This is a genomic window from Nonomuraea sp. B5E05, assembly GCF_039880665.1.
Taxonomy (GTDB): domain Bacteria; phylum Actinomycetota; class Actinomycetes; order Streptosporangiales; family Streptosporangiaceae; genus Nonomuraea.
Genome location: NZ_JBDPMJ010000012.1, coordinates 1 through 26,358 on the forward strand (window position 1 = coordinate 1; position 26,358 = coordinate 26,358).

Here is a 26,358-nt window from a genome sequence, read left to right on the forward strand (position 1 = left end):
ATCCGCGTCGCCCAGCGCCTTCTTGCGCTGGCGGCGGCGATCTGGCACAACAACGCGACCAACGCCCCGATCACCCGGTCACTGATCGCCTACGACCATTGACCGGAGATCGGAATTACTCGTCTAGGCTGGTGAGCGTGACTGAGACCTCCTTCTACGACGCCGTCGGGGGCGAAGAGACCTTCCGGCGCCTCGTTCAGCGCTTCTACGAGGGGGTCGCGGACGACCCGGTGTTGCGGCCGCTCTATCCCGAGCCCGACCTGACGGGAGCGGAAGATCGGCTGCGGGGCTTCCTGATCCAATACTGGGGCGGCCCCAAGACCTACAGCGAGCAGCGCGGGCACCCCCGCCTGCGCATGCGCCACATGCCGTTCGTGATCGGCGAGACCGAGCGCGACGCCTGGCTGCGGCACATGCGCGACGCGGTCGATTCGCTCGATCTGCCGGAGGAGCTGAAGACCCGGCTCTGGGACTACCTGGTCTACGCGGCCCACAGCCTGGTGAACTCACCCACCTAACGGGGCATGACACGCCACATGGATATCCCCTGGTGGCGTGATGCCGTCGTCTACGAGATCTACGTTCGCAGCTTCGCCGACGCCTCGGGTGACGGCGTCGGCGATCTGGCCGGAGTGCGCGAGCGCCTGCCCTACCTGCGCGAGCTGGGGGTGGACGCCATCTGGCTGACGCCGTTCTACCCCTCGCCCATGGCCGACGGCGGCTATGACGTCGCCGACTACCGCGGCGTCGACCCGCTGTTCGGCACGCTGTCCGACTTCGACGCGCTGGTCGCCGGCGCGCACGACCACGGGCTGCGGGTGGTCGTGGACATCGTGCCCAACCACAGCTCCTCCGCCCACCCCTGGTTCCAGGCGGCGCTGCGCGGCGAGGGCCGCGAGCGCTACCTCTTCCGCGACCGGACCAACAACTGGCAGTCCACCTTCGGCGGGCCCGCCTGGACGCAGGTCGAGGACGGCCAGCACTACCTGCACCTGTTCGCGCCGGAGCAGCCCGACTTCAACTGGCGCAACCCCGAGGTGCACCGGGAGTTCCTCGACATCCTGCGGTTCTGGCTGGACCGCGGGGTCGACGGGTTCCGCATCGACGTGGCGATGGGGCTCTACAAGGCGGAAGGGCTGCCCGACATCGGCGACCAGTCGTTCAAGGCGGCCTCCCCGGTGTGGGGCCGGCCCGAGGTGCACGACGTCTACCGCGACTGGCGCAAGGTGCTGGACGGCTATCCGGGCGAGCGCATGGCCGTCGGCGAGGTGTGGACCGACAGCTCCGAGGACCTCGCACTCTACGTGCGGCCCGACGAGCTGCACCAGAGCTTCAACTTCGCCTGGTTGCAGGCGCCCTGGTCGGCGGCGGCGTTCCGGAAGGTGATCGACGACACGCTGTCCGCCGTCCCGTTCGCGACGTGGGTGCTGTCCAACCACGACGTCGTACGCCACCGCACCCGCTACGCGCCCGACGACCCCGTCACCGGGCTGGCGCGGGCGAAGGCGGCGGTGCTCACGATGCTGGCGCTGCCCGGCTCGGCCTACCTCTACCAGGGCGAGGAGCTGGGGCTGCCCGAGGTGAGCGATCTGCCCGACGCGGCCAGGCAGGACCCGATCTTCTTCCAGTCGAAGGGCGAGCTGCCCGGGCGTGACGGGTGCCGGGTGCCGATCCCGTGGACGGTCGATCCGCCCTCCCACGGGTTCGCGCCCGGCGGGGTGCGGCCGTGGTTGCCGCAGCCGGTCACGTTCGCGGAGCTGAGCGTCGAGAAGCAGGCAGGAGACGCCGGATCCACGCTCGAGTTCTACCGCAGGGCCCTGGCCTGCCGCCGTGACCTGGCGCGATCCATTCCTTATACGTTGGAGTGGCTGAAGTCTCCCGAAGGAGTGCTTTTCTTCACCCGCGGGCCGCTGATCTGCGCACTCAACTGCGGCCCCCGGCCGGTGCGCCTGCCGGAGCACGACGAGGTGCTGCTGGCGAGCGGGCCGCTGAGGGGCGACCTGCTGCCGCCCGACACGGCCGTGTGGTTGCGCAGCACGTCATAACCGCTCGCCGTCCTCGCCGCGAAAGGGGATGACGGGCAGCGAGAGCAGCGCGCCTCCCAGCCCCGCGGCGAAGGCGGCCCAATAGCCGACGTTCGTGATCAGCACGCCGGCCATCGGCGTGACGACGACGGAGACGACGTTCTGGACGGTGTTGTGGGTGCCGAGCACCCGGCCCGCCCACGTGGGCCCGGCGAGCTCGCCCGCCGTCAGGTAGGCGAGCCCGTTGCCGGCCACGGTCATCACCGCGGCCAGCGCGAGCGCGGCGGGCCCGAGCCAGGTGCCCGAGAGGGTACCGGTCACCAGCAGCGCCATCACGCCCAGATTGCAGACCGTGATCAGGAGCAGGGGCCGCATGCGCAGGCCGACCCTGTCGGACCAGCGACCGGCCGCGATGCGCACCCCTGCCCCGGCGATCGCCGCCACGCCGAACAGCCGTCCGGCCGCCACCTCGTCCCATCCGTACAGGCGTACGAGGCAGGTCACGCCGTACGTGCTGACCACGATCTGCGGCAGCACGTGCAGGGCGCTGGTGGCGTGCACCCGCCATAACGCCTGCTGCCGGTACGGCGAGCCCTGCGGCGCCGCGCTCGATCCGGAGATCGCGCGCTGCGGCTCGGCCAGGAAGATCGCGGCCAGCACGCCGGCCAGCAGGCTCGTGCCGGCGCACACGAACAGCACGCCGGCCAGGCCGTGCGCCTGCGCGATGGGCGGCAGCACGAACGCCCCGGCGGCCATGCCGAGGGTGAAGGAGACCTGGCGCAGCCCCATGGCGAGGCCGCGCTCCGGCGGCTCGAACCAGCGCAGCACGATGCGCCCGCCGCCGACCATCGCGGCCGAGCCCCCGGCCCCGGCCAGGGCCAGCAGCCCGATCACCGCCCAGATCTGGCCGGCGAACGCGACGGCGGCGAACAACACGGCGGCCAGGCCCACGCCCGTGCCCAGGATCACCCGCTCACCGTGCCGGTCGGCCAGCGCGCCCCAGGCCACGAGCGCCAGCAGGACACCCAGGGAGGGCGCGTTCGCTATGATCCCCGCCACGGCCAACGGAACGCCGAAATGTCGCTCTATCGCCGGAATGACGAGGGGGAGGCCGAACAGCCCCAGCGTGACGCTGGCGTGGGCGTTGACCCCCAGCGCCAGCATCAGCCAGCGTTTCATGCGGAGAAACGTTTGAGGTACGCCAGTTCGCTCTCCGAGAGCCTGCGCGGGGCCGCCCGCTCGACGTCGTAGGCCGCGAGCACGGACGTGGCGGTGACGTAGACCGCGTCGTCGTCGCGGATCTCGTACGCGAGGGTGAAGCGCACCGGCCTGATCTCCGTCACCCACGTCTCGACGCTCACCGGCTCCGCGCGGAAGCCGAGCGGGCGGCGGTAGTCGATCTCGTGCCGGGTGACCACCAGGCCCTTGAACGGCTCGTCACCCGCGTTGTGCGGATCGATGTGGAACATGCCGAAACGGGCGTCCTCCAGGTAGTCGAGGAAGCGCACGTTGTTCACGTGGCCCTGGGAGTCGACGTCGGCGAATCTCACCGTTCTGGGGTAGAGGTGGCGCTGGGCCGGAGTGCGTTCAACCACGTCAGTCACCGTACCTGCCCCGGTCAGGAGGATCTGCGGCGGGCCAGGCAGGCGAGCACGGTCAGCACGGAGACGGTGGCCATGGCGGCGAGCGCCCAGCGGTAGCCGGTCACGAGCTGCTCGACCGCGCCGCCGTGCAGGTGGGAGAGCGTGCCCGCGAACACCTGCTCGTGCAGCGCGGCGGGGAGCGGCGCGGTGATGATCGACAGGACCAGGCCGGTGCCCACCACGTTCCCCGTGTTCTGCAGCATGAGCCGCATGGCGTTGACGATGCCGAGCCGCGCCGAGGGCAGGCCGTCCAGGATGGCGGTGGTGTTGGAGGGCATGAACACGCCCGAGCCGAGCCCGATCAGCACCAGCCCCGCCGCCACCGCCGCGTACGGCATGGTCGAGGACATCACCACCAGCATGACCACCAGCCCGCACGTGGTCGCCGAGGCCCCGGCCACGGCCAGGGTGCGGGCGCTCATCAGGCGCTGCAGGAAGCCCGAGACCACCGACGCGGTCATCGCCGCGACGGCAAGCGGCAGCACCTTCAGCCCCGCCTGTACGGGATCGTCACCGCGCACCGCCTGGAAGTAGAGGGCGACGAGGAACACCATGCCCATGCGCGCGACGGCGTTGAGGAACGACGCGAGCGTGCCGAAGGAGAAGGCCCGGTCGCGGAACAGGCCCAGGTCAACGACCGGGTGCGCAGCCCGCCGCTCCCTGACCAGGAACAACGGCAGCCCCACGGCGAAGCATGCGAGCCCGGCCAGCACCACGGGGTGCCCCCAGCCGAGCCGGGTGAACTCCGACAGCGCCAGCAACAGCCCGCCCAGGGTGACCAGCACGAGCACGCTCCCGGACAGGTCGAGCCCGCGGTCGCGGCGGTCGGGGACGGTCCTGCGCAACACGAGCGCGCCCCACACCAGGCAGATCACCCCGATCGGCACGTTGAACCAGAACACCCAGCGCCAGCCGAGACCGTCGGCCAGCACCCCGCCCAGCGTCGGCCCGATCAGCCCGGCGATCGAGAACGAGGCCACGTAGACTCCCATGCCCTCCCCCAGCCGCTCGCGCGGGAACGCGTCGCTGACCAGTGCGGCGCTGTTGGTGAGCAGCATGGCCGCCCCCGCCGCCTGGACCACCCGCATGGCAACGATGGCCCACGCGTTCGGAGCCAGGCCCGCCAGCAGCGCGGCCACCGTGTACGTCGCCAGCCCGAGCAGGTACAGCCGGCGCCGGCCGAACAGATCCGCCAGCCGCCCGAACACCACCATGAGCACAGTCGTGGTCAACTGGAAGCCGAGGAGGATCCAGCCCGCGGCCGTCGCGTCGGCGCCGGTGTGCCTGGCGATCTCGGGCAGGGCGACGTTCATCGCGCTGCCGCCGAGACCGGTCAGCACGCTCGCCAGGCTCACGACCGACAGGGTCCGCCACGCATGGCCTAAGGGGGTGGCAGCCGGCAAGGGCCTGTCCTTTCTAGATTTCGATACTAGAATCTTATTTCGTCAGCCGGTGGAGGAGCGAGGTGTCGGATGGGCGGGATCGTCGAAGGCCGCGTGGTGATCGTCACAGGTGCGGCCAGGGGCATCGGGCGCGGGCACGCGCTCGAGTTCGCCAGGCAGGGGGCGAAGGTGGTGGTCAACGACCTGGGCGCCGCGGTCGACGGCACCGGCTCGTCCGGAGCGGCCGCCGAGGTGGTGGCGGAGATCGAGGCCATGGGCGGCCAGGCCGTCGTCAACGGCGAGGACGTCTCCGACTTCGACGGCGCCGAGCGGCTGATCCGCTCGGCCGTCGACCACTTCGGCGGCCTCGACGTGCTGGTCAACAACGCGGGCATCCTGCGGGACCGGATGCTCGTCAACATGACGGCCGAGGAATGGGACGCGGTGATCAGGGTGCACCTCCGGGGCACCTTCGCACCGCTGCGCCATGCCGCCGCCTATTGGAGGGCCAAGGCGAAGTCGGGCGAACACGTGGATGCCCGGATCATCAACACCACCTCGTCCTCCGGCATCTACGGTAACCCGGGGCAGGGCAACTACGGCGCCGCCAAGGCCGGCATCGCGGGCCTCACCGTCATCGCGGCCAAGGAGCTGGAGCGCTACGGCGTGACCGTGAACGCCGTGGCCCCCGCCGCGCTGACCCGCATGACCGAGAACCTCATGCCCGCCGGCGTCACGGGCGCCGACCCCGACGCCATCGCGCCCCTGGTGGTCTGGTTGTCCAGCGCCGAGGCCCGCGGCGTCACCGGCCGGGTGTTCAACGTGCGCGGAGGCGCGATCAGCGTCGCCGAGGGCTGGCACGCGGGGCCGGGCGTCGACAAGGGCTCACGGTGGGACCCGGCCGAGCTGGGCGGCGTCATCCCCGCCCTGGTCGACAAGGCCGCGCCCAACGCGATGACCAACGGCCGCATCCCCGGAGGGGAGGACTGACATGCCGCTCGACCACTCCATCGTCGGTGTCGAGGGCCCCGCCCACGAGCGCACCTGGACCGCCAGGGACACCATGCTGTACGCGCTCGGCGTCGGCGCGGGCACCTCGGAGCTGGAGTTCACCACGGAGAAGGGGCAGCGGGTGCTGCCGACGTTCGCGGTGCTGGCCGCGCAGTTGCCGGGGCAACGGCTGGGCGATTTCGACCGGGCCCTGCTGGTCCACGCCGAGCAGGGCTTCGAGCTGCACAGGGAGCTGCCTCCCGAGGGCGGCGTGCGGACGACCTCGAAGGTGACCGGCATCTACGACAAGGGCTCGGGCGCGCTGGTGACCTCCGAGGCGCGGGCCGTGGACCTCGACACGGGCGAGCCGGTCATCTCCAGCCGCAGCGCGGTGTTCATCAGGGGCGAGGGCGGGTTCGGCGGCGACCGGGGGCCGCGCGACGCGTGGGCTCCGCCGGACCGGGCTCCCGACCACAAGGTGACCTATCCGACGGTGCCGGAGCAGGCGCTGCTCTACCGCCTGTCCGGCGACTACAACCCGCTGCACAGCGACCCCGAGTTCGCCGCCAGGGCGGGCTTCGACCGGCCGATCCTCCATGGGCTCTGCACGTACGGCGTGAGCGGGCGGGCGCTGCTGCACGCCGTGGCCGGATCGGACCCCGGCCGTTTCCGGGCGATGTCGGGGCGCTTCACCAGCCCCGTCTTCCCCGGGGAGTCGCTCACGGTGTCGATCTGGGTGGACGGCGAGGACGTGCGCTTCAGGACCGCCAAGGACGACGGCACCGTGGTGATCGACCGGGGCCGCGCCACGATCAGTCGTCGGTGATGTCCTTGAGGGGGTCGAGGCGGCGGATCAGCTTCATCGCCGCCTCGATGACCTCCCTGGCCTCCTCCTCCGTGTCCGAGGTGGCGACCTCGCGGGCGGCCTCGCCGATGATGCTGGTCAGCACCGCCACGGTGAACCGGGCGAGCGCGTCGCCGCCGGCCCCGAGCAGGACGGCGTTCTGGCGTACCCACTCCCTGCCCCGCGTGCGGCGCAGCAGCTCGAACCCCGGCGGCCCGTCGCCGTCGATGAACAGCCTGACCAGGTCGCGCCGCTCCCACGCCCCGTCGAGGTAGGCGCGGGCGCCGGCGATGAGCAGCTCGACCGGGTCGTCGACGCCGGACTTCCTGGCCTTGGCCACGCTGGCGGCCGACGCCTGCTCGTGCGCCGCCTGATGGTCTTCGTAGAGGGCCAGGAAGAGCTCGGTCTTGCCGCCGAAATGGTGGTAGAGGCTGCCGACGCTGGACCCGGCTCGGGCGACCACCTCGGCGACGTTGGACTCGGCGAAGCCGTGCTCGCTGAAGACCTCGCGAGCCGCCCGCAACATGCTTTTGCGGGTCTGGGCCGTGCGGCTCCACTCCCACGAGGACTTGCGTGCCATGCGGGCCATCCTACCGCGCCTAATTCTAGAATTTCATTCTTGACACGAGACCCCATCGACTAGAACCTTTTCCTAGAGAAATATTCTAGAAATTTCCGGGAGGCGGCCGTGGACTTCTCGCTCACCACCGAGGAACGCCAGATCCGCGACACCGTACGGTCCTTCGTGGAGAAGGAGGTCATGCCGCTGGAGCCCGAGGTCCTGCGCAACGAGCGCGAAGGCCGCCCGGCGCTGGACGCGGACGCCCTTCGCGACCTGCGGGCCAAGGCCAGGAAGTCGGGCTTCTGGGGCATCAACACCCCCGAGGAGTACGGCGGCGCCGCCCTGGGCCCGGTCATGTCCGCGATCATCGCCATGGAGCTCGGCAGGACGTTCGTGCCGTTCTCGTTCGGCGGCAGCGCCGACAACATCCTCTACGCGGGCACGGAGGAGCAGAAACGCCGCTACCTGCTCCCCACCATCGAGGGCGAGCGCCGCTCCTGCTTCGCGATCACCGAGCCCGGCGCGGGCTCCGACGCCCGCAACATCCGCACCCGTGCCGTCAGGGACGGCGCCGAGTGGATCCTCAACGGCGAGAAGACCTTCATCACGGGCGGCAACGAGGCCGACTTCGTCATGGTGTTCGCCGTGGCCGAGCCGTACGGCGTGACGTGCTTCCTGGTGGACCGCGACATGGGCTGGCGCTCCGAGCCGATCCCCACCATGGGGCAGTGGGGCCCGGCCTCGCTGGTGTTCGAGGACGTACGGGTGCCGGAGGAGAACATCCTGGGCGAGCCGGGCAGAGGCTTCGAGCTGGCCATGGAGTGGATCGGGCAGGGACGCTACATGATCCCGGCCCGGGCCATCGGCTCCGCCGAGCGCATGGTGCAGATGGCCGTCGACTACGCCAAGATCCGCAAGTCCATGGGGCGGGCGATCGCGGAGTACCAGGCCATCCAGTGGATGATCGCCGACTCCCAGGTCGAGATCGAGGCGGCGAAGTGGCTGACGCTGTACGCGGCGTGGCGGGTGCGGGAAGGGCTGGACGCGCGGCACGCCTCGTCGATCGCCAAGCTCAACGGGGCCGTGATGGCGAACCAGGTGGTCGACCGGGTGCTGCAGATCCACGGGGGCATGGGGTACACGAAGGAGCTGCCGATCGAGCGGTGGTACCGGGAGCTGCGGCTGCTGCGCATCTTCGAGGGCACCGACGAGATCCAGCGGCGCACGATCGCACGCAACCTGATCAAGGGACACGCGAGGCTCGGCCTGATCGGGGAGTGATCGCGGCTCCCCGGATGGGGACAGAGGTCGACGACCCAGGCGGAGATCAAAAGGTCCGGGGATCAGGGGAGGCGGTTGGCGAGGACCAGGGTGGCGGCCGAGGCGAACATGCCGCCGTTCCCCAGCACCACACCGACCTCCGCCCCCGGCACCTGGGCCGCCGCCTCACCGCGCAGTTGCCGCACCGACTCCTGGATGGCGAACATGCCGTACATCCCCGTGTGCGTGTACGACAGGCCGCCGCCGTTCGTGTTCAGGGGGAGGCGGCCGCCCGGTGACGTGTGACCCTCCGCGATGAAGGCTCCGGCCTCTCCCCTGCCGACGAACCCCAGGTCCTCCAGGCCGTAGATCGGCACGTGGGCGAAGGCGTCGTACACCATGAGGTGGTCCACGTCGTCATGGCCGATCTTGGCCTCGGCGAAAGCCGCCTCGCCCGAGAGCCGGAACGCCTTCGACGTGGTGAAGTCCTCCATCTGCGAGATGATCGGAGACTCCGCCGACTCCCCCGACCCCAGCAGGTAGACCGGCGGCCGGCGGGACAGCTCCTCCGACGTGACGATCAGGGCGCCACCGCCGTCCGTCACCAGGCAGCACTCCAGGAGGTGGAACGGGTACGCCACCATCCTCGACGCGAGCACGTCGTCCACCGTGATCAGGTCGCGGTAGAGGGCGCGCGGGTTGAGATGGGCCCACCGGCGCTGGGCCACGGCGACCTCCGCCAGCTGCTCGTGCGTCAGGCCGGTCTCTTTCATGTAGCGCAGGGCCGTGATCGTGAACGACGTCGTCGGGCCCGCCACCCCGTACGGCAGCTCGAACTGCCCGATCAGCGAGTCGGGGCCCGTTCCGTAACGGCCCGCTCCCACCCGTGATCTGCCGGACTCGCCATGGGTGATCAGCACCGTCCGGCACAGGCCGGCGCGGATCGCGGCGGCGGCGTGGCGTACGTGGAAAAGGAACGACGAGCCGCCCACGCCCGTGCCGTCCAGCCAGGCGGGGGTGATGCCCAGGGCGTGGGCGATCTGGATCGGGCCCGGGGTTCCGACCGTGGCGATGCCGTCTATGTCGCCCTTCGTCATGCTCGCGTCGGCGAGCGCGTTCCTTGCGGCCTCCAGGTGGAGCTGCATGGTCGAGTGGCCGGGAAGGCGGCCCAGCTCATCGGTCTCGGCGGCGCCCGCGATCACGACGGTCATCTGGGGCCTCCGGCGGGCTCGAAGAGGGGCACGTGCACGTCCCCCCGCTGCTCGAACACCACCCGCAGCTCCATGTCGAGCGACAGGTTCTCGGGGGCGCTGGGAACTCCCACGATGTTGCTCATCATGCGCACGCCCTCCTCCAGCTCGACCACCGCGATCGTGTAGGGGGCATCGTCCTCGAAGCCGGGGGCGGGCCGATGATTGATCACGTACGAGTAGAGGGTCGCGCGGCCGCTGGCGCGTACCCACTCGACCTGGTCGCCGCCGCAGTGGGGGCAGCTCGGCCGGGGATAGAAGTAGTGCCGCGCGCACGTCTGACAACGCTGGATCCTGAGCTCGCCCGCGGCCGTGCCGTCCCAGAACGGCTGGGTCTCGGGCGTGGGCTTAGGTACCGGTTTCATCGGCTCCCCAATCTGGTTCTAGAATTTCACTCTAGATCCAGTTCGGGCAGCCCTTCAAGGGCTCGGGACACCGTCGCCGTCCCTGCCCCGGCCCGACAGCACCTCTTCGAGCGTCGGACGGGAGTCGCCGGGAAGGCGCGGCCCCGGCTGGGCGAGCTGGATCAGCACCCCATGCGCCTCCTTCGGATGCAGGAACACCTCACGCCAGCGCGGGTCGGCCGTGTTGAGGCCGTGCAGCCGGTAGCCGCGGGCGGTCAGCCTGGCAACCGCCTCGTCCAGGTCGCGGACATGGAAGTTCAGATGGTGAACGCCGCCCCTGCCTCTGGTGAGCTCGAAGAAGCTGTCGAAGAACGTCGAGCCCGACAAGGGCTCCATGAGCTCGACCTTGCCGCCGTTCGCATACGTGAGTTGCAACGTGCGGTAGCCGGCGATCCGGTGGTCGCCACCGCCGCCCAGATGCCGGCCGCCCAGCAGGTCGCGGTAGATCGGCAGCAGATCCCTGATCCGCGGAGCGGCCACGGCGGTGTGGTCGAAGGACACATCGAGGCCGTCGAGTTCGAGATCCAACGCGGGGCTCCTTAGGTGGGGGCGATCCTAGAATCCGATTCTAGCGGTCGCGGTTCGCACCGCCTTGACGGACGTCCGAGCGCCGTCACAGCCAGGGATGTCCGGAGCCGGCCACCACTCCCCAGGCGGGTGTCGGCACCGCACAGGGCTCGCCGGGGGTCGCGTAAGCGCCGTGGATGGCCGACTGATCCGAGGACGCGGATCCGCGACCCTTTTGCGGTCGCCGTCAGGGTGGCGCAACACGAAACGCCGTAAGCGGCTGACTTCGCACCCTGGGCAGAGCACGGACGGCGCATGCCCAGGAGACACACCCGAGCCCATGCCGTGTCACCACCCAGACGGCCGACGGGCCCGCCGTAACGGCGGGCCCGTCGTGCGGGTCAGCGGGCGTCACCCTGGAGGCCACCAGCCACGGTCGGCGGATGGCGTGACCTTGGCTGTGCCGTAAAGGATGAAGCTCTTGTACGGACAGATCCCGTTACGGGCAGATCTTGTCTTACAGCTCCCCGTCCGGGCGGATCACTCCCGGTGCAGCTTCCGGTAGGTGACCCGGTGGGGACGGGCGGCGTCGGCGCCCAGTCGCTCGATCTTGTTCTTCTCGTAGTCGGCGAAGTTGCCCTCGAACCAGAACCAGTTCGAGCCCTCCTCCCACGCCAGGATGTGGGTGGCGATGCGGTCGAGGAACCACCTGTCGTGCGAGGTGATCACCGCGCAGCCCGGGAATTCGAGCAGCGCGTTCTCCAGCGACGACAGCGTCTCCGTGTCGAGGTCGTTGGTGGGCTCGTCGAGCAGCAGCACGTTTCCGCCCTGCTTGAGGGTGAGCGCCAGGTTGAGCCGGTTGCGCTCGCCGCCGGACAACACCCCCGCCTTCTTCTGCTGGTCGGGCCCCTTGAAGCCGAAGGCCGCGATGTAGGCCCTCGACGGCATCTCCACGTTGCCGACCTTGATGTGGTCGAGCCCGTCGGAGACGACCTCCCACACGTTCTTGCCGGGGTCGATGCCACCGCGCGTCTGGTCGGCGTAGGAGATCTGGACGGTGTCGCCGACCACGATGGAGCCGCTGTCAGGCGTCTCCGAGCCCGTGATCATGCGGAACAGCGTGGTCTTGCCGACGCCGTTGGGGCCGATGACGCCGACGATGCCGTTGCGGGGCAGGTCGAACGTCAGCTTCTCCATCAGCAGGCGGTCGCCGAACCCCTTGGTGAGGTCGTCGGCCTTGATCACCGTGGTGCCGAGGCGCGGGCCCGGCGGGATCTGGATCTCGTCGAAGTCGAGCTTGCGGTGCTTGTCGGCCTCGGCCGCCATCTCTTCGTAGCGCTGGAGGCGGGCCTTGCTCTTGGTCTGGCGGGCCTTCGGATTGGAGCGGACCCACTCCAGCTCGTCCTCAAGGCGCTTCTTGCGCTTGACGTCCTTCTGCCCTTCGACCTTGAGCCGCTGGGCCTTGGCCTCCAGGTAGGTGGAGTAGTTGCCCTCGTAGGCGAAGGCGCGGCCCCGGTCGAGCTCGAGGATCCAGCCGGCGACGTTGTCCAGGAAGTAGCGGTCGTGGGTGACGGCCAGCACGGTGCCCGCGTATTTCTCCAGGTGCTGCTCCAGCCACTGCACGCTCTCGGCGTCGAGGTGGTTGGTGGGCTCGTCGAGCAGCAGCAGGTCGGGCGCCTCGAGCAGCAGCTTGCACAGCGCGACCCGGCGGCGCTCGCCACCGGACAGCTTGGTCACGTCGGCGTCGGGCGGCGGGCAGCGCAGGGCGTCCATCGCCTGCTCGAGCTGGCTGTCGAGATCCCAGGCGTTGCGGTGCTCCAACTGGTCCTGGAGCTTGCCCATCTCCTCCAGCAGCTCGTCGCTGTAGTCGGTGGCCATCTGCTCGGCGATCTCGTTGTAGCGCTGGAGCATCGCCATCGTCTCCGCGACGCCCTCCTGCACGTTGCCGAGGACGGTCTTCTCCTCGTTGAGCGGCGGCTCCTGCTGGAGCATGCCCACCGAGAAGCCGGGCATGAGCTTCGCCTCGCCGTTGGACGGCTGCTCCAGGCCGGCCATCATCCGGAGCAGCGTCGACTTCCCGGTGCCGTTCGGCCCCAGGACACCGATCTTGGCTCCGGGCAGGAACGACAGGGTGACGTCGTCAAGGACAACCTTGTCGCCGTGCGCCTTGCGCACGCGCTGCAGCGTGTAGATGTACTCCGGCATGTTCTCTAGCTTAGGGGCTCCTGGCCCAGGCTTCCGCCGCTCCCCTCCGTCGGGCCTCCGACCGTATCCACGCGGGCGGGCACCTAGGAGAGCACGGCGAGGCGCGAGAATCCGGCTGACCCGTGCCCGGCGTCGATCGCCCGTTGAACGGCGGCCCGCCCAGCGCTGAGCACGCCGTCGTCCAGGCCGTTCGCCCGGATGGTGTCGATGACGTCGTCGAGGATCACCGCCGCCGAGACGATCGTGGAGGCGTCCCCGGGGAAGTGGGCCGCGGTGATGTGCTCGGAGACCACGTCGATCAGCCCGGGGAGCAGAGCGGCCATCACCTTCGCGTGCTCGCCGAGACCGGCCGGGGTGATGTGCTCCGTGCCCGCGCTGTGACCGGGCGGCGGCACGCCTGATCTCGAACGAGAGCACACCACCAACCGGCCCGGAACGGCGATCACGGGGCGGGGTCGTCGGGGAGCGGTCGTGGGGGCGGCTGGACGACGGGGACGCAGACGCGGTCACGGCCGAGCTCCTTGGCTCGGTAGAGGGCCAGGTCTGCGGCGGCCAGCAGCTCGATCAGCTCGTCGCCGTGCACGCTCATCAACGCGACGCCGACCGAGATGGTGACTCTGATCAGGGCGTCGTCGGCGGGAACAGCCATCTGGGCGATGCGAGTGCGCAGGCGCTCGGCGACCCGGCGCGCCTCGTGGACGTCGGCTCCGGGCAGGAGCACGACGAACTCCTCACCGCCGAACCGGCCCACCACGTCGTAGTCGCGCAGCTGGCTGCGGAGCGTGGCCGCCAGCCCCACCAGCACCTGATCGCCCACCAGGTGGCCATGGGCGTCGTTGACACGCTTGAAATGGTCGATGTCGATGATCAGAAGCGCCAGGGTGTCGCCGGTGCGGCGCGCCCGGACGATCTCGGTGTCGGCCTCGCGCTGCCAGGCGGCCGCGTTGAGCAGACCGGTCTTGGCGTCGGTGCGGGCGGCGGCCTGGAGCTGGGCGTGCAGGAGGCTGCGCTGCAGCAGCACCACCGGCGGCAGCGCGAGGAGCAGCAGCACCAGGTTGACGCCGCAGCCGATCGACACCGTGACGCCCAGGCAGAGCTCGACGATGTCGAGCAGCAGGCTCTCCTTGTTCCACAACACCTCGCGCCAGGGTGTCTCGGGGTCGGCGGTGTGCGCGGCGATCGCGATCAGGGAGATGTTGAGCAGCGAGAAGAGCGCGGCCGCCGCCACCGCGTAGAAGATCGGCCCGCCGTCGCCCTGCGACAGAGCCCACGGGTCGTCGACGACATGGTGGAAAGCCAGGGAGGCCACACACCCTGCCAGGCCGATGGCGGCCGAGCTGAACACCCGCCGATAGAGCACCGTCGCCTTCACGCGCACCTGCAGCAGGATCTGCAGCACGATGGGCGAGAAGAGGGCGTAGACCGGCGGCAGCAGCAGCGCCACGGGCAGCCACCAGGCGGACAGCAGGTCTCGCGCGACTCCGGCGGGCATGCCGAGACGTCTGGTCGCCTCGATGCACACCGCGCCGCACCCCATGAGGGCGCAGAACATCAGCAGATCCCGCCACCGCAACGAGGTGGACGCCCCGAGCACCACCATCGCGATGAGATCGAGACCGACGATCGCGCACAGATAGATCACAAGCGGGCGGCGTTGCCCAAGCAACGGCCATCGACCAGCGAGTGTTGACACACCGTCATGAGACTTGATCGAGGCGTGACCAGTCGCCGCCATCGCATCTCCTCCCTAACTAACGATGTGTAACACAATAATTGCGGAGTGTGCGTTGCGCGATGGGAACCGATACGTTGATATGGACCCAACTCCCGCTCAGTCCATGAGCGGGCGGTGTTGTGGAGCCGTGCTGGAAAGGAGCAGCCATGGTGCGGGGCGTGACCTGGACCTATCAGGTGCCTTGACCACCTGATCAGAGCTACACTCCATCGGCCGCCCTCGGGGTGCCAGTTCGGGCCACGCCGGTGCCCCCTCCCCCTCCGCTCAAGCCACCCCTGCCTGCTCTCCCAGCGTGTGATCCATCTCCTCCCTGCCGTCCCCGTGGCATGCGGAAACCGCCCGACCGGTCTCCCGGCGACACCCCGCACCCCCGCCTTTCCGGGCCCACCATCGGTGCACACCCCTCGAAGACCCCCTCCGAGCCGCCCACGGGCAACGCTCAGCCCCTGGGCGCGGCGGTGCCGGGTGTGCTGGGCAGGGGGCATCGGGCGGCGTCGATGCCCCCTGCGCGCGGGCCTAGGCAGCCGCGCGTTCCTCCAGCTTCACCTGGTGCTCCTCGTCGTCAGAGCGCTCGTCTCCGGTGGCGGACCGGTCGGCTTCGGCCCCGAGGATGCGAACCGTGCCGCCCTTCGACTGAGCGGAAACTCCGGTGGTGTCGCCCTTGGACGGAGTGACGGCGCCGGTGGTGTCGGTTTCCGGGGTGGGCTCGGGGCGGGACAGAGGCCGGAAGGGGCGCGAGCCCATGGCCCAGTCGCTGGTCTCCTCGTCCAGGCGCTCGCGCATCTCCTTGCTCATCGAGCCGAGCCCGCCACCGCGCTCCGGCTTGGCGAAGACGCCGGTGCCCCAGCGCAGGTCGTGTCCGACCGCGCTGGCCTCGATCTCGGGCATGAAGCGCCGGTCGCCCTCCGCGCCGAACTCGCGGATGCGCAGCTTGCCCGACACCACCACGGGCTGGCCGGCGCGGATGGAGGCTGCGACGTTGTCTCCCAGGGCACGCCAGCAGCGAACCGTGAAGCAGACCTTCTCACCGTCTGTCCACTGGCCCGTCTTCCTGTCGAAGTAGCGGTGTGATGTGAGCACCCGCAACGAGGTGACCTTGGTGCCTTCGTCGAAGCTGTATTGCCTCGGCTCTGCTGCGACGTTTCCGGTCAGCGTGACGTAGATGTCATTCATCCCTATGCCTCCCCATGTGGCGGGCCGGGTGCCCGCGATCTGGGGCCCAGCGTGCCGTGGGGAGGCGTGGCGGCGGCGTACGGAACGCGGTTCTGTGGACAGGGGGAAGGGCGGCGGGAGAGCCTGTGGACGGAGGGTCAGACCGACAAGTCCCGCAGCGCGGTGAAGAAGGAGTGATGGCGGCCCAGCTCCCGCTCGACCGGCTCCACCACCATCGTCGCGGACACGGCGGCCACCCTGCGCCTCATCTCCCGCTCCAGCCGCTCGCGCTCCCGGGACGCGCCCAGCTCGACGAAGTTGCGGGCGGCGATGCCCGACAGCGCTCCCAGCCCCAGCACCGAGGCCATCATCAGCCCCACCCAGGGGAGCGCCGCGCCCTCGCCGAGCAGTTCCAGCTGCGGAGGCAGCTGTCCCGGCATGAGCAGCCCGGCCACCAGCCAGACCACCCCGGCCACGAACACCCCCACCAGGGTGTACTGCCACACCTTGAGCGCGCGCCACCAGCCGGGTATCCGGTCGAGCTGCGGCGCCACCTCCGTGAGGTCCTCGGTCAGCGCCTGCGGGAGCTGGCCGGAGCGCGACCTGGCGGCCTGGTGCACCGCGGAGCGCCACACCGGATGCATCCCGGCGGAGAGCCCGTCGGCGAGCGCCTGCACGGCGTTGGCGACCTCGGCGGACTGGGCGCTCACGGAACCGGTCGTGATGCCGCGGATCTCCGCGCTCACGTCCTCCAGGCGCAGGGCCTTCAGCGGATCGGGGCGCAGCTTCGCGAACCACCGAGGGTACGGCCACCCGACCCACTGGCCGGACCGCTCCGCGTACACGTTTTCCATGGCCTCACCCACGGCGGGCACGCCCACGGCGTCGCAGAGCGCGTCGGTCAGCCCCATCCGGCGGGCCTCGTCGACCGACGACGGCGCGGAGAGCGCCTCGCCGAGCGGCATGGCCTCGCCGAGGCGCTGCTCCAGGCGGTGCAGGTCGGCCTCGAGCTTCTGGATGGCGGCGCGCCGCCGGGAGACTGCGGTCGCTATGACGCTCTTGAGGCTTTCGACGCCCCGCCCGGTGACCGCCGAGGTGGGAACGACGCTGGGGTGGTCGACGCCTTCGCGGCGCAGCAGGTCGTTGAGGTCGATGACCAGCTCGGCCAGCTCTTCGGTGGTGAGCCGGTCGGCCTGGTTGAGCGCGAACACGGTGACCGCGTCGTGTCCCGCCAGGTCTGTGACGTAGCGCCGGTGTGTGGAGGCGTCGGCGTATTTCTGCGGGTCGAGCACCCACACCACGAGGTCGGCCAGCCCGATGAGCCGGTCGGCCTCGGTGTCGGTGAGCGCCCTGATGGAGTCGTGGTCGGGCAGGTCGAGCAGGATGAGCCCGTGCAGTTGGCTGTCGCCCTTGTCGAGGGCACTGGCGCGGGAGAAGCGGTGCCGCCACTGGATCTGCAGCCAGTCGAGCAGCGGCCCGGCACCCTCCAGCCCCCACACGCAGGCGTGGGTGCGGGCGGTGGTCGGCCGGCGTACGCCGGTGGGCGAAAGCTCAAGCCCGGAGATCGCGTTGAACAACGACGACTTGCCGCTGCCCGTGCCGCCCGCGAGGGCGACGACGGTGTGCTCGGACGACAGCTTGAGCCGGTCTCCGGCCCGAAGGAGCACCCCGCTCGCCTCGTCGAGCAGCTTCTTGTCCAGCCGCCCCGGGCCCAGCTCCACCACCTTGGTGAGCGCGGTCAACCGCGGAGCAAGCCCCGGCCTGGTGGTCGTGGTGGTGGTCATCGAGCGACCTCGAGGTTGTACGTTGCCTGGTAGAGGCGGGTTGCGACGGACTCGTCGGGGATGCCCGCGGAGTCGAGCGCTTTCACGTAACGCATGGCTTCCTCGTCGAACAGCATGCTGATCCTGGTGCGCAGGTCGCTGAGCGCCTTCGCGCCGATGCCGCGCAGGGACTCGGCACCGAGCAGGGCGTTGACCAGCCGATGCGGCACGCCCTCGCCGTTGCTCCCGCTGAACATCGCGACCATGAAGATCAGGGCGAGCGAGTCGGGGTCGAACGAGACCAGCTTCGACACCGACCGCTTGGCCACACCCTCCGTGCGTACGAGCTCGCCCAGGTGATCCTGCCAGGAGGCGATGGCACGGCCCGTGTGGCGGATGAGGTTGTCAGAGGGGCTGTCGAGGCCCTCCGAGATCTTGGCGCCCAGCTCAGAACGGTGCCGCCATCGCGCCACCACCTCCTCGGAGGCCCGGTGGGCGGCGGCGACGATCACCGACTCGAGGCCCGTGCGGATCGCCGCCTTGAACGCCAGCACGCGCTCGGGCGCCTGCTTGGCCGCCTTTCCGCGCCCGCGCAGCTGCAGCGAGCGCATGAGGTCGCCTGAACCGGCGAAGTCCTGCCATCGTGCCAGCACCTCGCCGTGCAGCAGCGAGCCGTTCTTGTACGCCTTGTCGATCTCCGTCAACGCGCCGCGGAAGGCCGCCTCCACGTCGCTGCGCAGCTCGGTCCTGAACGCGACCTGTCCCTCCAGATGCTTGGCCAGCGCGGGTACGCGGGTGCGGAAGCTGTCCAGCACGCCGTTGAGCGTCTCGTGTACGGCCTGCGTCCGGCGATCCTCGTCGACGGAGAGCTCGGCCAGCCACAGCCGCAGCTCGGTGACCTCGCTGTCGGGCAACCTGCCGTCCGCCACCTTCGCCTCGTTGATGACGAACCTGTCGATGTCGCCCATGCCGTATTCGGTGAGCATGCGGACGAAGTGCTTGAGCACGACGTCGGCGGACCGAGGCTGCACGCGCGACAGCACGATGGCGAGCCGGGCGCCCCGCTCCTTGGCCAGGCGCAGGAGATTCCAGGCCGGGGCGTCGGCGTAGCGGGCCGCCGTGGTCACGAAGATCCACAGGTCGGCGGCGTCGAGCATGCGGTGCGCGATGTCGTGGTGCTCCTCCACGACCGAGTCGATGTCGGGGGTGTCGAGCAGCGCGACGCCCTGAGGGAGCTTCTCGGTCGAGACGACGACCAGGCTGCCCGGCCCGGCGTCGGGCGTGGGCGCGTCGAGACGCTGCAGACCGCCGAGCAACTCGCCCTCCGCGAACCACGCGCGGTCGTCCGGGTGGCAGGCCAGGACGGGGGTGCCGGTGGTCGGGCGGCGTACGCCGGTGCGCGAGACGGTCTTCTCGGCGAGCGTGTTGACCAGGGTGGACTTGCCGGCGCCGGTCGAACCCGCGACCACGATGAGCGCCGGGGCGGCGCTGGTCTTGACCCGGGGCAGCACGTAGCCCTCGAGCTGGGCCAGCAGATCGGCCTGTGCCTGCCTGGCCTCCTCCACGCCTGGCAGATCGAGCCCGAAGTGCAGGTCGGCGACGCTCTCGCGGAGCGTGTCGAGCGCGTTCGTGAGCGCCTCGGCCGCCTCCGCCGGCAACTCCTCACCGGCCGCCTGCCCGCCCGCTTCCTGAGCACCGGCCTGCTCGATCTCACCGACGGCCTCGTCGTCACCGGCGGCGTCGGACTCGCCTGACCCGCGCGACCCCGCGTCACCGATCATCGCCGCCTCAGCGGTCGGCTCCGGATCGTCGACCGCTGCTGGCTCGTCACCCGCCACTGAGGCACCGGGCTTCGCGGGGTCGTCGGTCGTTGCCGGGCGCTTCGCCTTCCTGGAAGAGTCGCCGGCCTGAGGCTCCGGCTCGTCGGCCGGCGACTCGCCGGCGGTCTGCTCGCCGGCGAGCTCTTCGTCAGCAGGCTGCCCCCCGACGGGCTCCTCGTGCACAGACTCCTGGCCAGCGGGCTCGTCGTTGTCGGGCTTCCCGCTGACGCGCTCCTCGTCGCCGAGCCTCCCGCCGGCGGACTTCGCGTCGGCGCGTTGCAGCCCGACGGGGTCGTCGGCGGGCTGCCCGCCGGGAGATTCCCCATCGCGGGCTTGTGCTGCCGCTTCGTCTCGGGCTGCCGCCTCGGTGAGTGACTCTCTGGTGGCACGTTCCGTGGTGACCGCGCGCTTCGACGGGCCCGGGCCTTCGCCGCCCGGCCCCTCCGCCTCCGTGTCACCGGCGGCAGCGCGTGCGGGGGGTGTGCCCCTGACTCCCGGTCTGCCCCGGACGGCAGGCCTGCGCGCGAAGAGGCTGGGGCGCGCGGGTGGCTCGTCCTGCGCCGCGGATTCGGATCCGGCTCCAGGCTCGGCACCGGCCTCGAGCCCGGGATCGGCGTCAGGCGCGGAAGGGTCAGAGGGCACGGAGCCGTCGTCAGGCGCGGAACGGGCTCCCTGCCCGTAACCCGGCTGAGAGCCGGAACCGGCGCCGGGCCCGGGTCGGGCGGCGGGCTTGCGCGTGAACAGGCCGCCGACGGCCGGAGGCCCCTCGTCCGCGGGCTGCTCCTCACGGGCGGCAGGTCCGCGGCTGGAAGGGCCGTCATGGGGGGTCTTGCGCGGGCCCGGGCCGCCGAGAGAGGCGGGCTTGACGAAGAGGGAGGGGCGTTCGGCGGCGCCGGAGTCGTCGGGAGCCGAAGGGGCGCGCAGCGCGGCCGGCTTCTCGAACAGGGACTGCCGCCCTGACGGCTCCTCGGCGGGCTCGAGCGCGATGGAGGGATTCTCGGCCGCCGCAGGCTTCTGCGAGGCCGACGGCTCACGTGCGCGTCCGTCCACCGCCTCCGGCTCCTCTCGCGCTCTCTCCGGGGCGCTGTCGTCCCGGACCTCGTCGAGGTCATCGTCAGTCACCGGGTGGAAGCTCATCGTCTGCTCCCCGGGTGACTCTTGCCGCCCGTCATCCATGGCCGTGTTCACGGCAAGCGCTCCGCTCGAACCATCTCGACCTCCTGGCCGACCCTCACGACGTCACCGACGACGACGATCGCCGGCGGGCGGATCCCAGCCGCGGACACGCGGTCGGCCACGGTGGAAAGCGAAGCGGTGACCGCCCGCTGGGTCGGAAGGGTACCGTCCTGCACCACCATTACGGGAGTCTCCGGGGCACGTCCGTCTCGAACGAGTGCCTCGGCCACTTTCGCGAGCCGCTCGACGGCCATCAGCAGCACCAGAGTGCCCTGCGAACGGGCCATCGCGGGCCAGTCGACGGTGGACCTGGGATCGTCGGGCGCCACGTGCACGGAGATCACGTGGAACTCCTGGCTGACGCCTCGATGCGTGACCGGCACGCCGGCCGCGGCGGGGACCGCGACGGCGCTCGTGATGCCCGGCACCACCAGCACGGGGATGCCCGCGTGGGCGCAGGCGATCATCTCCTCGCCGCCGCGCCCGAACACGAACGGGTCGCCGCCCTTGAGCCGGACCACGAACTTGCCCTGCCGGGCGCGGTCGACCAGCATCTCGCTGATCGTCTCCTGGGACAACGCCCTGCCGTAGGGGACCTTGGCCGCGTCGATCAGCTCGACGTCGGGGGCGAGCTCGTCGAGCAGGGCGCGGGGCGCGAGCCGGTCGGCCACCACCACGTCGGCCTGCGCGAGCAATTGGCGGCCGCGCACGGTGATCAGGCCGGGGTCGCCGGGCCCGCCGCCGACCAGGGCGACGCCGACGGGTTTGGTGCGGTTGCGCCGGGCGTCGACCGTGCCGTCGCGCAGCGCGCCGACGACGGCGTCTCTGATGCCGGCGGCCCTGCGCGGATCGCCGCCCGCGGTGACGGCCACGCTGATCTCGTCGACGCGGCCCGTCGCCGGGGTCCAGGCGGCGGAGGAGTCCTTGTCGTCGGCCCGCACGCACCACACGCGCTTGGCCTCGGCCTCGGCGGCGACCGCCGTGTTGACCGCTCTGTCGTCGGTGCAGGCCTGCACGAGCCAGGCTCCGTCGCAGTCGCCGACTTCGTAGGGCCGGGCGTGCCAGGTGATCCTGCCCGTGGCGATGAGGTCGTCGAGAGCCGGGGTCACGCCCGGCGACACGACCGTGACCTCCGCGCCGGCCTCCAGCAGCGCGGGGACCCGCCGCTGCGCGACGCGCCCGCCGCCCACCACGAGGACCCGGCGGCCGGAAAGCCGCAGGCCGAGGAGGTAGGGACCCATGGGGGGAATCTCCCATTCGCGAAGGTTGTGTTAGGAGGTAAAACCTACCGGCTGTCTCTGCGTCGAAGTGCTGCGCGCGGGCTAACGACCGTCAAGGAGCGGCTGACGGGGATCCCAGCGCGGCCCGCCCTGATCGTCCTTGCGGCGTCTGGCCATCGCTGACAAGGCCTCAAGGATAACCCGGTTACCGAGGTAGGCGGTGATGTCGGCGTGGTCGTACGGGGGCGCCACCTCCACCACCTCCATCCCCGCCACGGGCAGCTCGTAACAGATCCTGCGGACCGCGTCGAGGAGCTGCCTGGCCGTCAGCCCGCCGGGCTCGGGCGTGCCGGTGCCGGGCGCGTGACCCGGGTCGCACACGTCGATGTCGACGGACAGGAAGACCTGGTCGCAGCCGTCGAGCGCGATCTGGAACGACTCCGTGAGGCATTCTTCGAGCCCTCGGGCGACGATCTCGGTCATCTCGTACGAACGCATGCTCCGGGCGGCCATCCAGTCCAGCGTCTCCGGCTCCGGCCAGTAGCCGCGCAGCCCGAGCTGCAGGAACCTGTCGCCCCTGATGGCGCCGGACTCGATGAGGCGCCGCATCGGCTGGCCGTGGCCGTACAGGTGGCCGAACGAGATGTTCCCCGTGTCGGCGTGCGCGTCGAAGTGGATCATCGACGTACGGCCGGGCGCGTACGCCCTGGCGGTGCCCCTGGCGTCGGGCAGCGCGACCGTGTGGTCACCGCCGAGCACCAACGGGACGGCGCCCGAGGCGGCGACGCGGTGCACCGCCTCCTCGATCGCGGCCAGCGAACCCTCCACGTCGCCCGAGTAACACTCGACGTCGCCCGCGTCCAGCACCCGCAGGTCGCGCAGGGCGTCGACGCGCAGCGCCAGGCTGGGCCTGGAGCCGTCGTGCGGCAGATAGCAGGCCTGGCGCAGCGCCATCGGCCCGAACCTGGCGCCGGGGCGGTTGGAGGTGCCCCCGTCGAACGGGGCGCCGACGATGACCACGTCGGCGCCTTCGTAGCTCGCCGGATCGGCCACGTCGCAGCGGTCGACGCCGAGAAACGTGATGTCGGGGCCGTACATGGGGCCGTAGCGGGACAAGCTCACACCTCCAGGTGTCACACGGGCTTCTCGGTCACCCCTGCCGCGTCGAACGTGGCCACGTCGTGCATCATCCGCACGGCCGCGCAGATCATGGGATGCGCGAGCAGCGCGCCGGTGCCCTCGCCGAGCCGCATTTCCAGGTCTATCAGGGGGCGCAGGCGGAGGTGGTCGAGCGTGGCGGCGTGGCCTGGCTCGGCGGAGCGGTGCCCGGCGACGCAGTGGTCGGTGGCGGCGGGATCGAGCGCGGCCGCCACGAGGGCCCCCGCGCCCGCGATCACGCCGTCGAGGATCACCGGCACGCGGGCCGCCGCGCCGTACAGGATGAAGCCCGCGATGGCGGCGTGCTCGAACCCGCCGACGGCGGCGAGGGCCCGCAGCGCCTCGCTGGGCGACGAGCCTGCGGCGGGCTGGGGCTCCTCGTGCGACAGGCCGTTGACGTGCAGCGCCTCGCGGACGATGGCGACCTTGCGCTCGTGGGTCCCGTCGTCGATCCCGGTGCCCCTGCCGGTCACCTCGGCAGGGTCCTTGCCGGTGAAGACGGAGACGAGGGCCGCCGAGGCCGTGGTGTTGGCGATGCCCATGTCGCCGGCGATCAGGCAGCGCGCACCCTCGGCCACCAGGCTCCTGGCCACGACGATGCCGGCCTCCAGCGCCCTGACGGCCTGGTCGACGGTCATCGCGGGCCCTCGGGACAGGTCCGCGGTGCCGTACGCGATCTTGCGCTTGACGAGGTCGGGCGCGTCGGGCAGGTCGGCCGCGACCCCGACGTCGACCACCGTCACCGGCACACCCGCCTGGGCGGCGAAGGCGTTGGCGACCGCGCCTCCGGAGAGAAAGTTGGCGACCATCTGCACCGTGACCTCCTGCGGCCACGGGGAGACGCCGCGGGCGTGCACGCCGTGGTCGGCGGCGAAGATGGCCAGCGCCGCGGGTGCGGGCATGGGCGGCGGGCAGGCGCCCGCCGCGCCGGCGAGCCGGATCGCGACGTCCTCCAGCTCGCCGAGCGAGCCGCGGGGCTTGGTGAGGCGGTCCTGGTGGGCGCGGGCCTCGGCGAGTGCCCGCTGGTCGGCGGGGCGGATCGCGGCGAGCGTCTCTGCGAGCACGGCAACCTCCGGGTCAAAAGACGAGCTGGAGTGGACCTCCGGGAGCGGGGACGAGCTGGAGGGGTGAACCTAGGTCAAAGGGCCGTGGACCGGCGGGTCACGGGACGAGCTGGAGTGCTTCCTCGTATCGGTCGATCACGACGTCCGCCAGAATCTCACAGTCGCCGATCACCTCGGCGCAGCGGATGTCGAGATCGGGGTGCCCCGCACCGTACGCCAGCGCCTGCGCCCACACGCGCTCCAGCAGGCCGCCGGCGAACAGCAGGTAGGGCACCACGATCACCCGCTTGGCCCCCAGACGGCGGCAGCGCTCGAGCCCGCCGGGCACCCCGGGCGGGGTGACGGACACGAACGCGGTCTCGACCGTCATGAAGTCGTAGGCGTGCGTCTCCCAGAACAGCCGCGAGACCCGGTGGATCTCGGCGTTGGCGGCCGCGTCGGTCGAGCCCTCACCGACCAGGACGACAGCGGTGTCACCCGGCTCGACGTGCGCGTGGTACTCCTCGGCGGGCAGCGAGTCGACGGCCCGCAGCCTCGGCCTGGCGCCCGCCAGTTCGAGCGCGCGCGGCCTGGAGATCTCGGTGGCGGCGTCGTTGAGCCGCTCGGCCAGCAGCGCGAGCACGCGGGGGTCGGGGCCGAGGGGACGGCCGGGGTCGTACATCAGCGTGGGGTGGCGCTGCTGCTCACGGGCCATCGCGGCGGAGAAGTCGTCGCTCACCCTGCTGAGGCTCAGCGGCAGCGCCACGAGCCGGTGGTGCCCCCTGGCGACCAGCGAGGCGACGGAGTCGCTCAGCCTGGGCGTGGCGCGCTCGAGGTAGCCGCCCGAGACGTCGGCGCCCGTCTGGTCGAGGCGGCAGCGGAGCCGGTGTACGAACCTGCCGAACTCCGCGGCGTAGGCGTCATCCTGTGAGCCCTGCCCGATCAGCAGGAGCGGCGGCTTCATTGTGAGGGATTCTCCGGTGCGCTAGACAAAGTCACGCGAGGATAACCGATGCACAGCGGTAGGGAACAGGTCACGTTGTGTGCGCGGGTGTCGCGTGCACGACGAAAACCGGCTCGGCGGCGGTCAGGTGGTGCGATCCGTCGGGATCGTGGGTGAGCGTCGAGGCCAGGATCTGGGTGCCCTCGCCGCGGTAGCCCTGCTCGCGCAGGCGGCCGAGCACGGCGGGCACCTGCTCGAACTTCCTGACCACGCACACGAGCGAGCGGGGGCCCCGGGCGGCGCAGGCGACGATGACGTCGGGGCCGCCGCCGCCCACGTAGACGGCGTCGGGATCGGGTAGCGGCTCCAGCGCCGGCGGCGCCTGTCCCCTGGTCAGGGCCACTTTGACGCCGTGTTCGAGCACGTTGGCGCGCAGCCTGGCGCACGACTCCTCGTCGCGTTCGACGGCCACGACGGCCGCGCCCAGCCTGGCGCACTCGACGGCGATCTCGCCGGCGCCCGCGCCCACGTCCCAGACCAGGTCGCCGAGGCGGGGGCCGAGCTTGGCCAGGATGTACGCCCTGGCCTGCGCGGGCAGCGCGCCCTCGAACGGCAGCGCCCACTCGGCCGGCCCGGGCCGCGCCCCCGCGACCCAGCTCGGCTCCTTGGGCTGGTGGAGCGGGTCGACGACGAGCACCACGTCGGGGTCCTTCCACGGCCGGGTCGTGGCCTCCCCCATGCGGCTGTGGGTGACGCGCTCGTCGGGCCCGCCGAGGTTCTCGCACACCAGGAGCGCGCGCGGCGTGGTGGGCGCCAGTTCCCTGGCGACCTCGCCGGGACCGACGCCGGGGGCCACGAGCAGCGCCACCTTCGGGTGGGCGCGGCAGGCGTTGACGACGCGGCCGAGCTCGGCAGGCCCGGACGGGGCGACGACGAGCGCGTCCTCCCAGTTGAGCCCGGCGCAGGCGAAGGCCCGGGTGACCAGCGACATCGCCGGCAACACGGCCGGCTTGGCGCCGTGGGCCCGCAGGGTGCGTACGACGCCGAAGAAGCCGGGATCGCCCTCCGCAAGCACGACCACGGGCCCTTCGCCGTGTTCGAGATGGTCGTCGAGGGTCTCCAGCAGCGAGCCGTCGGACACGGCCGGCGCGGAGAGCTTGAGCTGCCCCAGGATGGCGTCGGGTCCTATGACGAGCCGGGCCTCGCGCAGTTTCTCCGCCGCCCTGGGGGAGAGCTCCGATCCGTCCCAGCCGACCACCGTGATCATCACGCCTCAC

The 26,358-nt window shown here is 71.1% G+C and carries 23 protein-coding genes and 1 pseudogene; 6 read left to right on the forward strand and 18 right to left on the reverse strand.

What is annotated here, in order from left to right; genetic code table 11:
• From ABGB01_RS22765 to ABGB01_RS22775, 3 genes and pseudogenes are all read left to right on the forward strand, one after another.
• Positions 1–102, forward strand: a pseudogene (locus ABGB01_RS22765) (IS982 family transposase); the annotation flags it as partial.
• Between the two features lie 35 nt (positions 103–137).
• Positions 138–518 carry a globin gene (locus tag ABGB01_RS22770; protein ID WP_347775552.1) on the forward strand — a complete coding sequence of 127 codons (381 nt, stop codon included), beginning with the start codon at positions 138–140 and terminating at the stop codon, positions 516–518.
• A gap of 18 nt (positions 519–536) precedes the next feature.
• On the forward strand, positions 537–2,045 hold the full coding sequence (locus ABGB01_RS22775; protein WP_347775553.1) for a glycoside hydrolase family 13 protein: 1,509 nt from the start codon (positions 537–539) through the stop codon (positions 2,043–2,045).
• Here ABGB01_RS22775 and ABGB01_RS22780 read toward each other — a convergent pair.
• Genes ABGB01_RS22780 through ABGB01_RS22790 form a run of 3 tightly spaced genes read right to left on the reverse strand, consistent with a single transcriptional unit; the run spans position 2,040 to position 5,070 of the window.
• Entirely contained in the window at positions 2,040–3,203 is a 1,164-nt protein-coding gene (locus ABGB01_RS22780) for an MFS transporter (protein ID WP_347775554.1), read from the reverse strand. The two genes, ABGB01_RS22775 and ABGB01_RS22780, sit on opposite strands and share 6 nt — an antisense overlap.
• Positions 3,200–3,628, reverse strand: coding sequence for a thioesterase family protein (locus ABGB01_RS22785; RefSeq protein WP_347775555.1), 429 nt, complete (start codon positions 3,626–3,628; stop codon positions 3,200–3,202). Before ABGB01_RS22785 ends, ABGB01_RS22780 begins: the two co-directional genes overlap by 4 nt.
• Positions 3,629–3,642: 14 nt before the next feature.
• Positions 3,643–5,070, reverse strand: coding sequence for an MFS transporter (locus ABGB01_RS22790; protein ID WP_347775556.1), 1,428 nt, complete (start codon positions 5,068–5,070; stop codon positions 3,643–3,645).
• Positions 5,071–5,139: 69 nt separating this feature from the next.
• Between ABGB01_RS22790 and ABGB01_RS22795 the strand changes: the two genes are divergently transcribed.
• A complete protein-coding gene (locus ABGB01_RS22795; protein ID WP_347775557.1) occupies positions 5,140–6,039 on the forward strand; it encodes an SDR family oxidoreductase in 900 nt (299 codons plus the stop codon).
• Between the two features lies 1 nt (position 6,040).
• Positions 6,041–6,865 carry a MaoC/PaaZ C-terminal domain-containing protein gene (locus ABGB01_RS22800; RefSeq protein ID WP_347775558.1) on the forward strand — a complete coding sequence of 275 codons (825 nt, stop codon included), beginning with the start codon at positions 6,041–6,043 and terminating at the stop codon, positions 6,863–6,865.
• On the opposite strand, the gene ABGB01_RS22805 is transcribed toward ABGB01_RS22800, so the two are convergent.
• Positions 6,852–7,463 carry a helix-turn-helix domain-containing protein gene (locus ABGB01_RS22805; protein WP_347623903.1) on the reverse strand — a complete coding sequence of 204 codons (612 nt, stop codon included), beginning with the start codon at positions 7,461–7,463 and terminating at the stop codon, positions 6,852–6,854. The two genes, ABGB01_RS22800 and ABGB01_RS22805, sit on opposite strands and share 14 nt — an antisense overlap.
• A gap of 108 nt (positions 7,464–7,571) precedes the next feature.
• Here ABGB01_RS22805 and ABGB01_RS22810 point away from each other — a divergent pair, with 108 nt between their 5' ends.
• A complete protein-coding gene (locus ABGB01_RS22810) occupies positions 7,572–8,726 on the forward strand; it encodes an acyl-CoA dehydrogenase family protein (RefSeq protein WP_347775559.1) in 1,155 nt (384 codons plus the stop codon).
• Positions 8,727–8,788: 62 nt separating this feature from the next.
• Here ABGB01_RS22810 and ABGB01_RS22815 read toward each other — a convergent pair whose 3' ends face one another.
• The 14 genes from ABGB01_RS22815 to cbiE form a co-directional block, all read right to left on the reverse strand.
• On the reverse strand, positions 8,789–9,916 hold the full coding sequence (locus ABGB01_RS22815; RefSeq protein WP_347775560.1) for a thiolase: 1,128 nt from the start codon (positions 9,914–9,916) through the stop codon (positions 8,789–8,791).
• Entirely contained in the window at positions 9,913–10,320 is a 408-nt protein-coding gene (locus tag ABGB01_RS22820; RefSeq protein WP_347775561.1) for a Zn-ribbon domain-containing OB-fold protein, read from the reverse strand. The genes ABGB01_RS22815 and ABGB01_RS22820 overlap by 4 nt, the downstream gene beginning before the upstream one ends.
• 54 nt (positions 10,321–10,374) lie before the next feature.
• Positions 10,375–10,887 (reverse strand): VOC family protein, encoded by a 513-nt coding sequence (locus ABGB01_RS22825; protein WP_347775562.1) that lies wholly within the window; start codon positions 10,885–10,887, stop codon positions 10,375–10,377.
• Between the two features lie 519 nt (positions 10,888–11,406).
• Positions 11,407–13,071 carry an energy-dependent translational throttle protein EttA gene (gene ettA / locus ABGB01_RS22830; protein WP_347775563.1) on the reverse strand — a complete coding sequence of 555 codons (1,665 nt, stop codon included), beginning with the start codon at positions 13,069–13,071 and terminating at the stop codon, positions 11,407–11,409.
• Between the two features lie 83 nt (positions 13,072–13,154).
• Positions 13,155–13,466 (reverse strand): hypothetical protein, encoded by a 312-nt coding sequence (locus ABGB01_RS22835; protein WP_347775564.1) that lies wholly within the window; start codon positions 13,464–13,466, stop codon positions 13,155–13,157.
• A gap of 47 nt (positions 13,467–13,513) precedes the next feature.
• Entirely contained in the window at positions 13,514–14,713 is a 1,200-nt protein-coding gene (locus tag ABGB01_RS22840; RefSeq protein WP_347775565.1) for a GGDEF domain-containing protein, read from the reverse strand.
• A gap of 609 nt (positions 14,714–15,322) precedes the next feature.
• Entirely contained in the window at positions 15,323–15,979 is a 657-nt protein-coding gene (locus ABGB01_RS22845) for a single-stranded DNA-binding protein (RefSeq protein ID WP_347775566.1), read from the reverse strand.
• Between the two features lie 137 nt (positions 15,980–16,116).
• Positions 16,117–17,742, reverse strand: a complete 1,626-nt coding sequence (locus ABGB01_RS22850) for a GTP-binding protein (RefSeq protein ID WP_347775567.1) — start codon at positions 17,740–17,742, stop codon at positions 16,117–16,119.
• Complete coding sequence (locus ABGB01_RS22855) at positions 17,739–20,663, reverse strand: hypothetical protein (RefSeq protein WP_347775568.1); 2,925 nt, start codon at positions 20,661–20,663, stop codon at positions 17,739–17,741. Before ABGB01_RS22855 ends, ABGB01_RS22850 begins: the two co-directional genes overlap by 4 nt.
• Before the next feature lie 62 nt (positions 20,664–20,725).
• Entirely contained in the window at positions 20,726–21,958 is a 1,233-nt protein-coding gene (cobA, locus tag ABGB01_RS22860) for a uroporphyrinogen-III C-methyltransferase (protein WP_347775569.1), read from the reverse strand.
• A gap of 81 nt (positions 21,959–22,039) precedes the next feature.
• Entirely contained in the window at positions 22,040–23,053 is a 1,014-nt protein-coding gene (gene speB, locus ABGB01_RS22865) for an agmatinase (protein WP_347775570.1), read from the reverse strand.
• Between the two features lie 17 nt (positions 23,054–23,070).
• The gene (cobT, locus tag ABGB01_RS22870; protein WP_347775571.1) at positions 23,071–24,159 is read right to left on the reverse strand and encodes a nicotinate-nucleotide--dimethylbenzimidazole phosphoribosyltransferase; all 1,089 of its coding nucleotides are present in this window, start codon (positions 24,157–24,159) and stop codon (positions 23,071–23,073) included.
• Between the two features lie 97 nt (positions 24,160–24,256).
• The gene (locus ABGB01_RS22875) at positions 24,257–25,102 is read right to left on the reverse strand and encodes a sirohydrochlorin chelatase (protein ID WP_347775572.1); all 846 of its coding nucleotides are present in this window, start codon (positions 25,100–25,102) and stop codon (positions 24,257–24,259) included.
• A 70-nt stretch (positions 25,103–25,172) separates the two neighbouring features.
• Positions 25,173–26,348 (reverse strand): precorrin-6y C5,15-methyltransferase (decarboxylating) subunit CbiE, encoded by a 1,176-nt coding sequence (cbiE, locus tag ABGB01_RS22880; RefSeq protein ID WP_347775573.1) that lies wholly within the window; start codon positions 26,346–26,348, stop codon positions 25,173–25,175.
• Positions 26,349–26,358: the final 10 nt, after the last annotated feature.

Excerpts from the sequence above, each read along its gene's own strand:
- ABGB01_RS22775 (WP_347775553.1), top strand. The coding sequence starts at position 537 with ATGGATATCCCCTGGTGGCGTGATGCCGTCGTCTACGAGATCTACGTT.
- ABGB01_RS22780 (WP_347775554.1), bottom strand. The coding sequence starts at position 3,203 with ATGAAACGCTGGCTGATGCTGGCGCTGGGGGTCAACGCCCACGCCAGC.
- ABGB01_RS22795 (WP_347775557.1), top strand. The coding sequence starts at position 5,140 with ATGGGCGGGATCGTCGAAGGCCGCGTGGTGATCGTCACAGGTGCGGCC.
- ABGB01_RS22800 (WP_347775558.1), top strand. The coding sequence starts at position 6,041 with ATGCCGCTCGACCACTCCATCGTCGGTGTCGAGGGCCCCGCCCACGAG.
- ABGB01_RS22805 (WP_347623903.1), bottom strand. The coding sequence starts at position 7,463 with ATGGCACGCAAGTCCTCGTGGGAGTGGAGCCGCACGGCCCAGACCCGC.
- ABGB01_RS22815 (WP_347775560.1), bottom strand. The coding sequence starts at position 9,916 with ATGACCGTCGTGATCGCGGGCGCCGCCGAGACCGATGAGCTGGGCCGC.
- ABGB01_RS22820 (WP_347775561.1), bottom strand. The coding sequence starts at position 10,320 with ATGAAACCGGTACCTAAGCCCACGCCCGAGACCCAGCCGTTCTGGGAC.
- ettA (WP_347775563.1), bottom strand. The coding sequence starts at position 13,071 with ATGCCGGAGTACATCTACACGCTGCAGCGCGTGCGCAAGGCGCACGGC.
- ABGB01_RS22845 (WP_347775566.1), bottom strand. The coding sequence starts at position 15,979 with ATGAATGACATCTACGTCACGCTGACCGGAAACGTCGCAGCAGAGCCG.
- ABGB01_RS22850 (WP_347775567.1), bottom strand. The coding sequence starts at position 17,742 with ATGACCACCACCACGACCACCAGGCCGGGGCTTGCTCCGCGGTTGACC.
- cobA (WP_347775569.1), bottom strand. The coding sequence starts at position 21,958 with ATGGGTCCCTACCTCCTCGGCCTGCGGCTTTCCGGCCGCCGGGTCCTC.
- ABGB01_RS22875 (WP_347775572.1), bottom strand. The coding sequence starts at position 25,102 with ATGAAGCCGCCGCTCCTGCTGATCGGGCAGGGCTCACAGGATGACGCC.
- cbiE (WP_347775573.1), bottom strand. The coding sequence starts at position 26,348 with ATGATCACGGTGGTCGGCTGGGACGGATCGGAGCTCTCCCCCAGGGCG.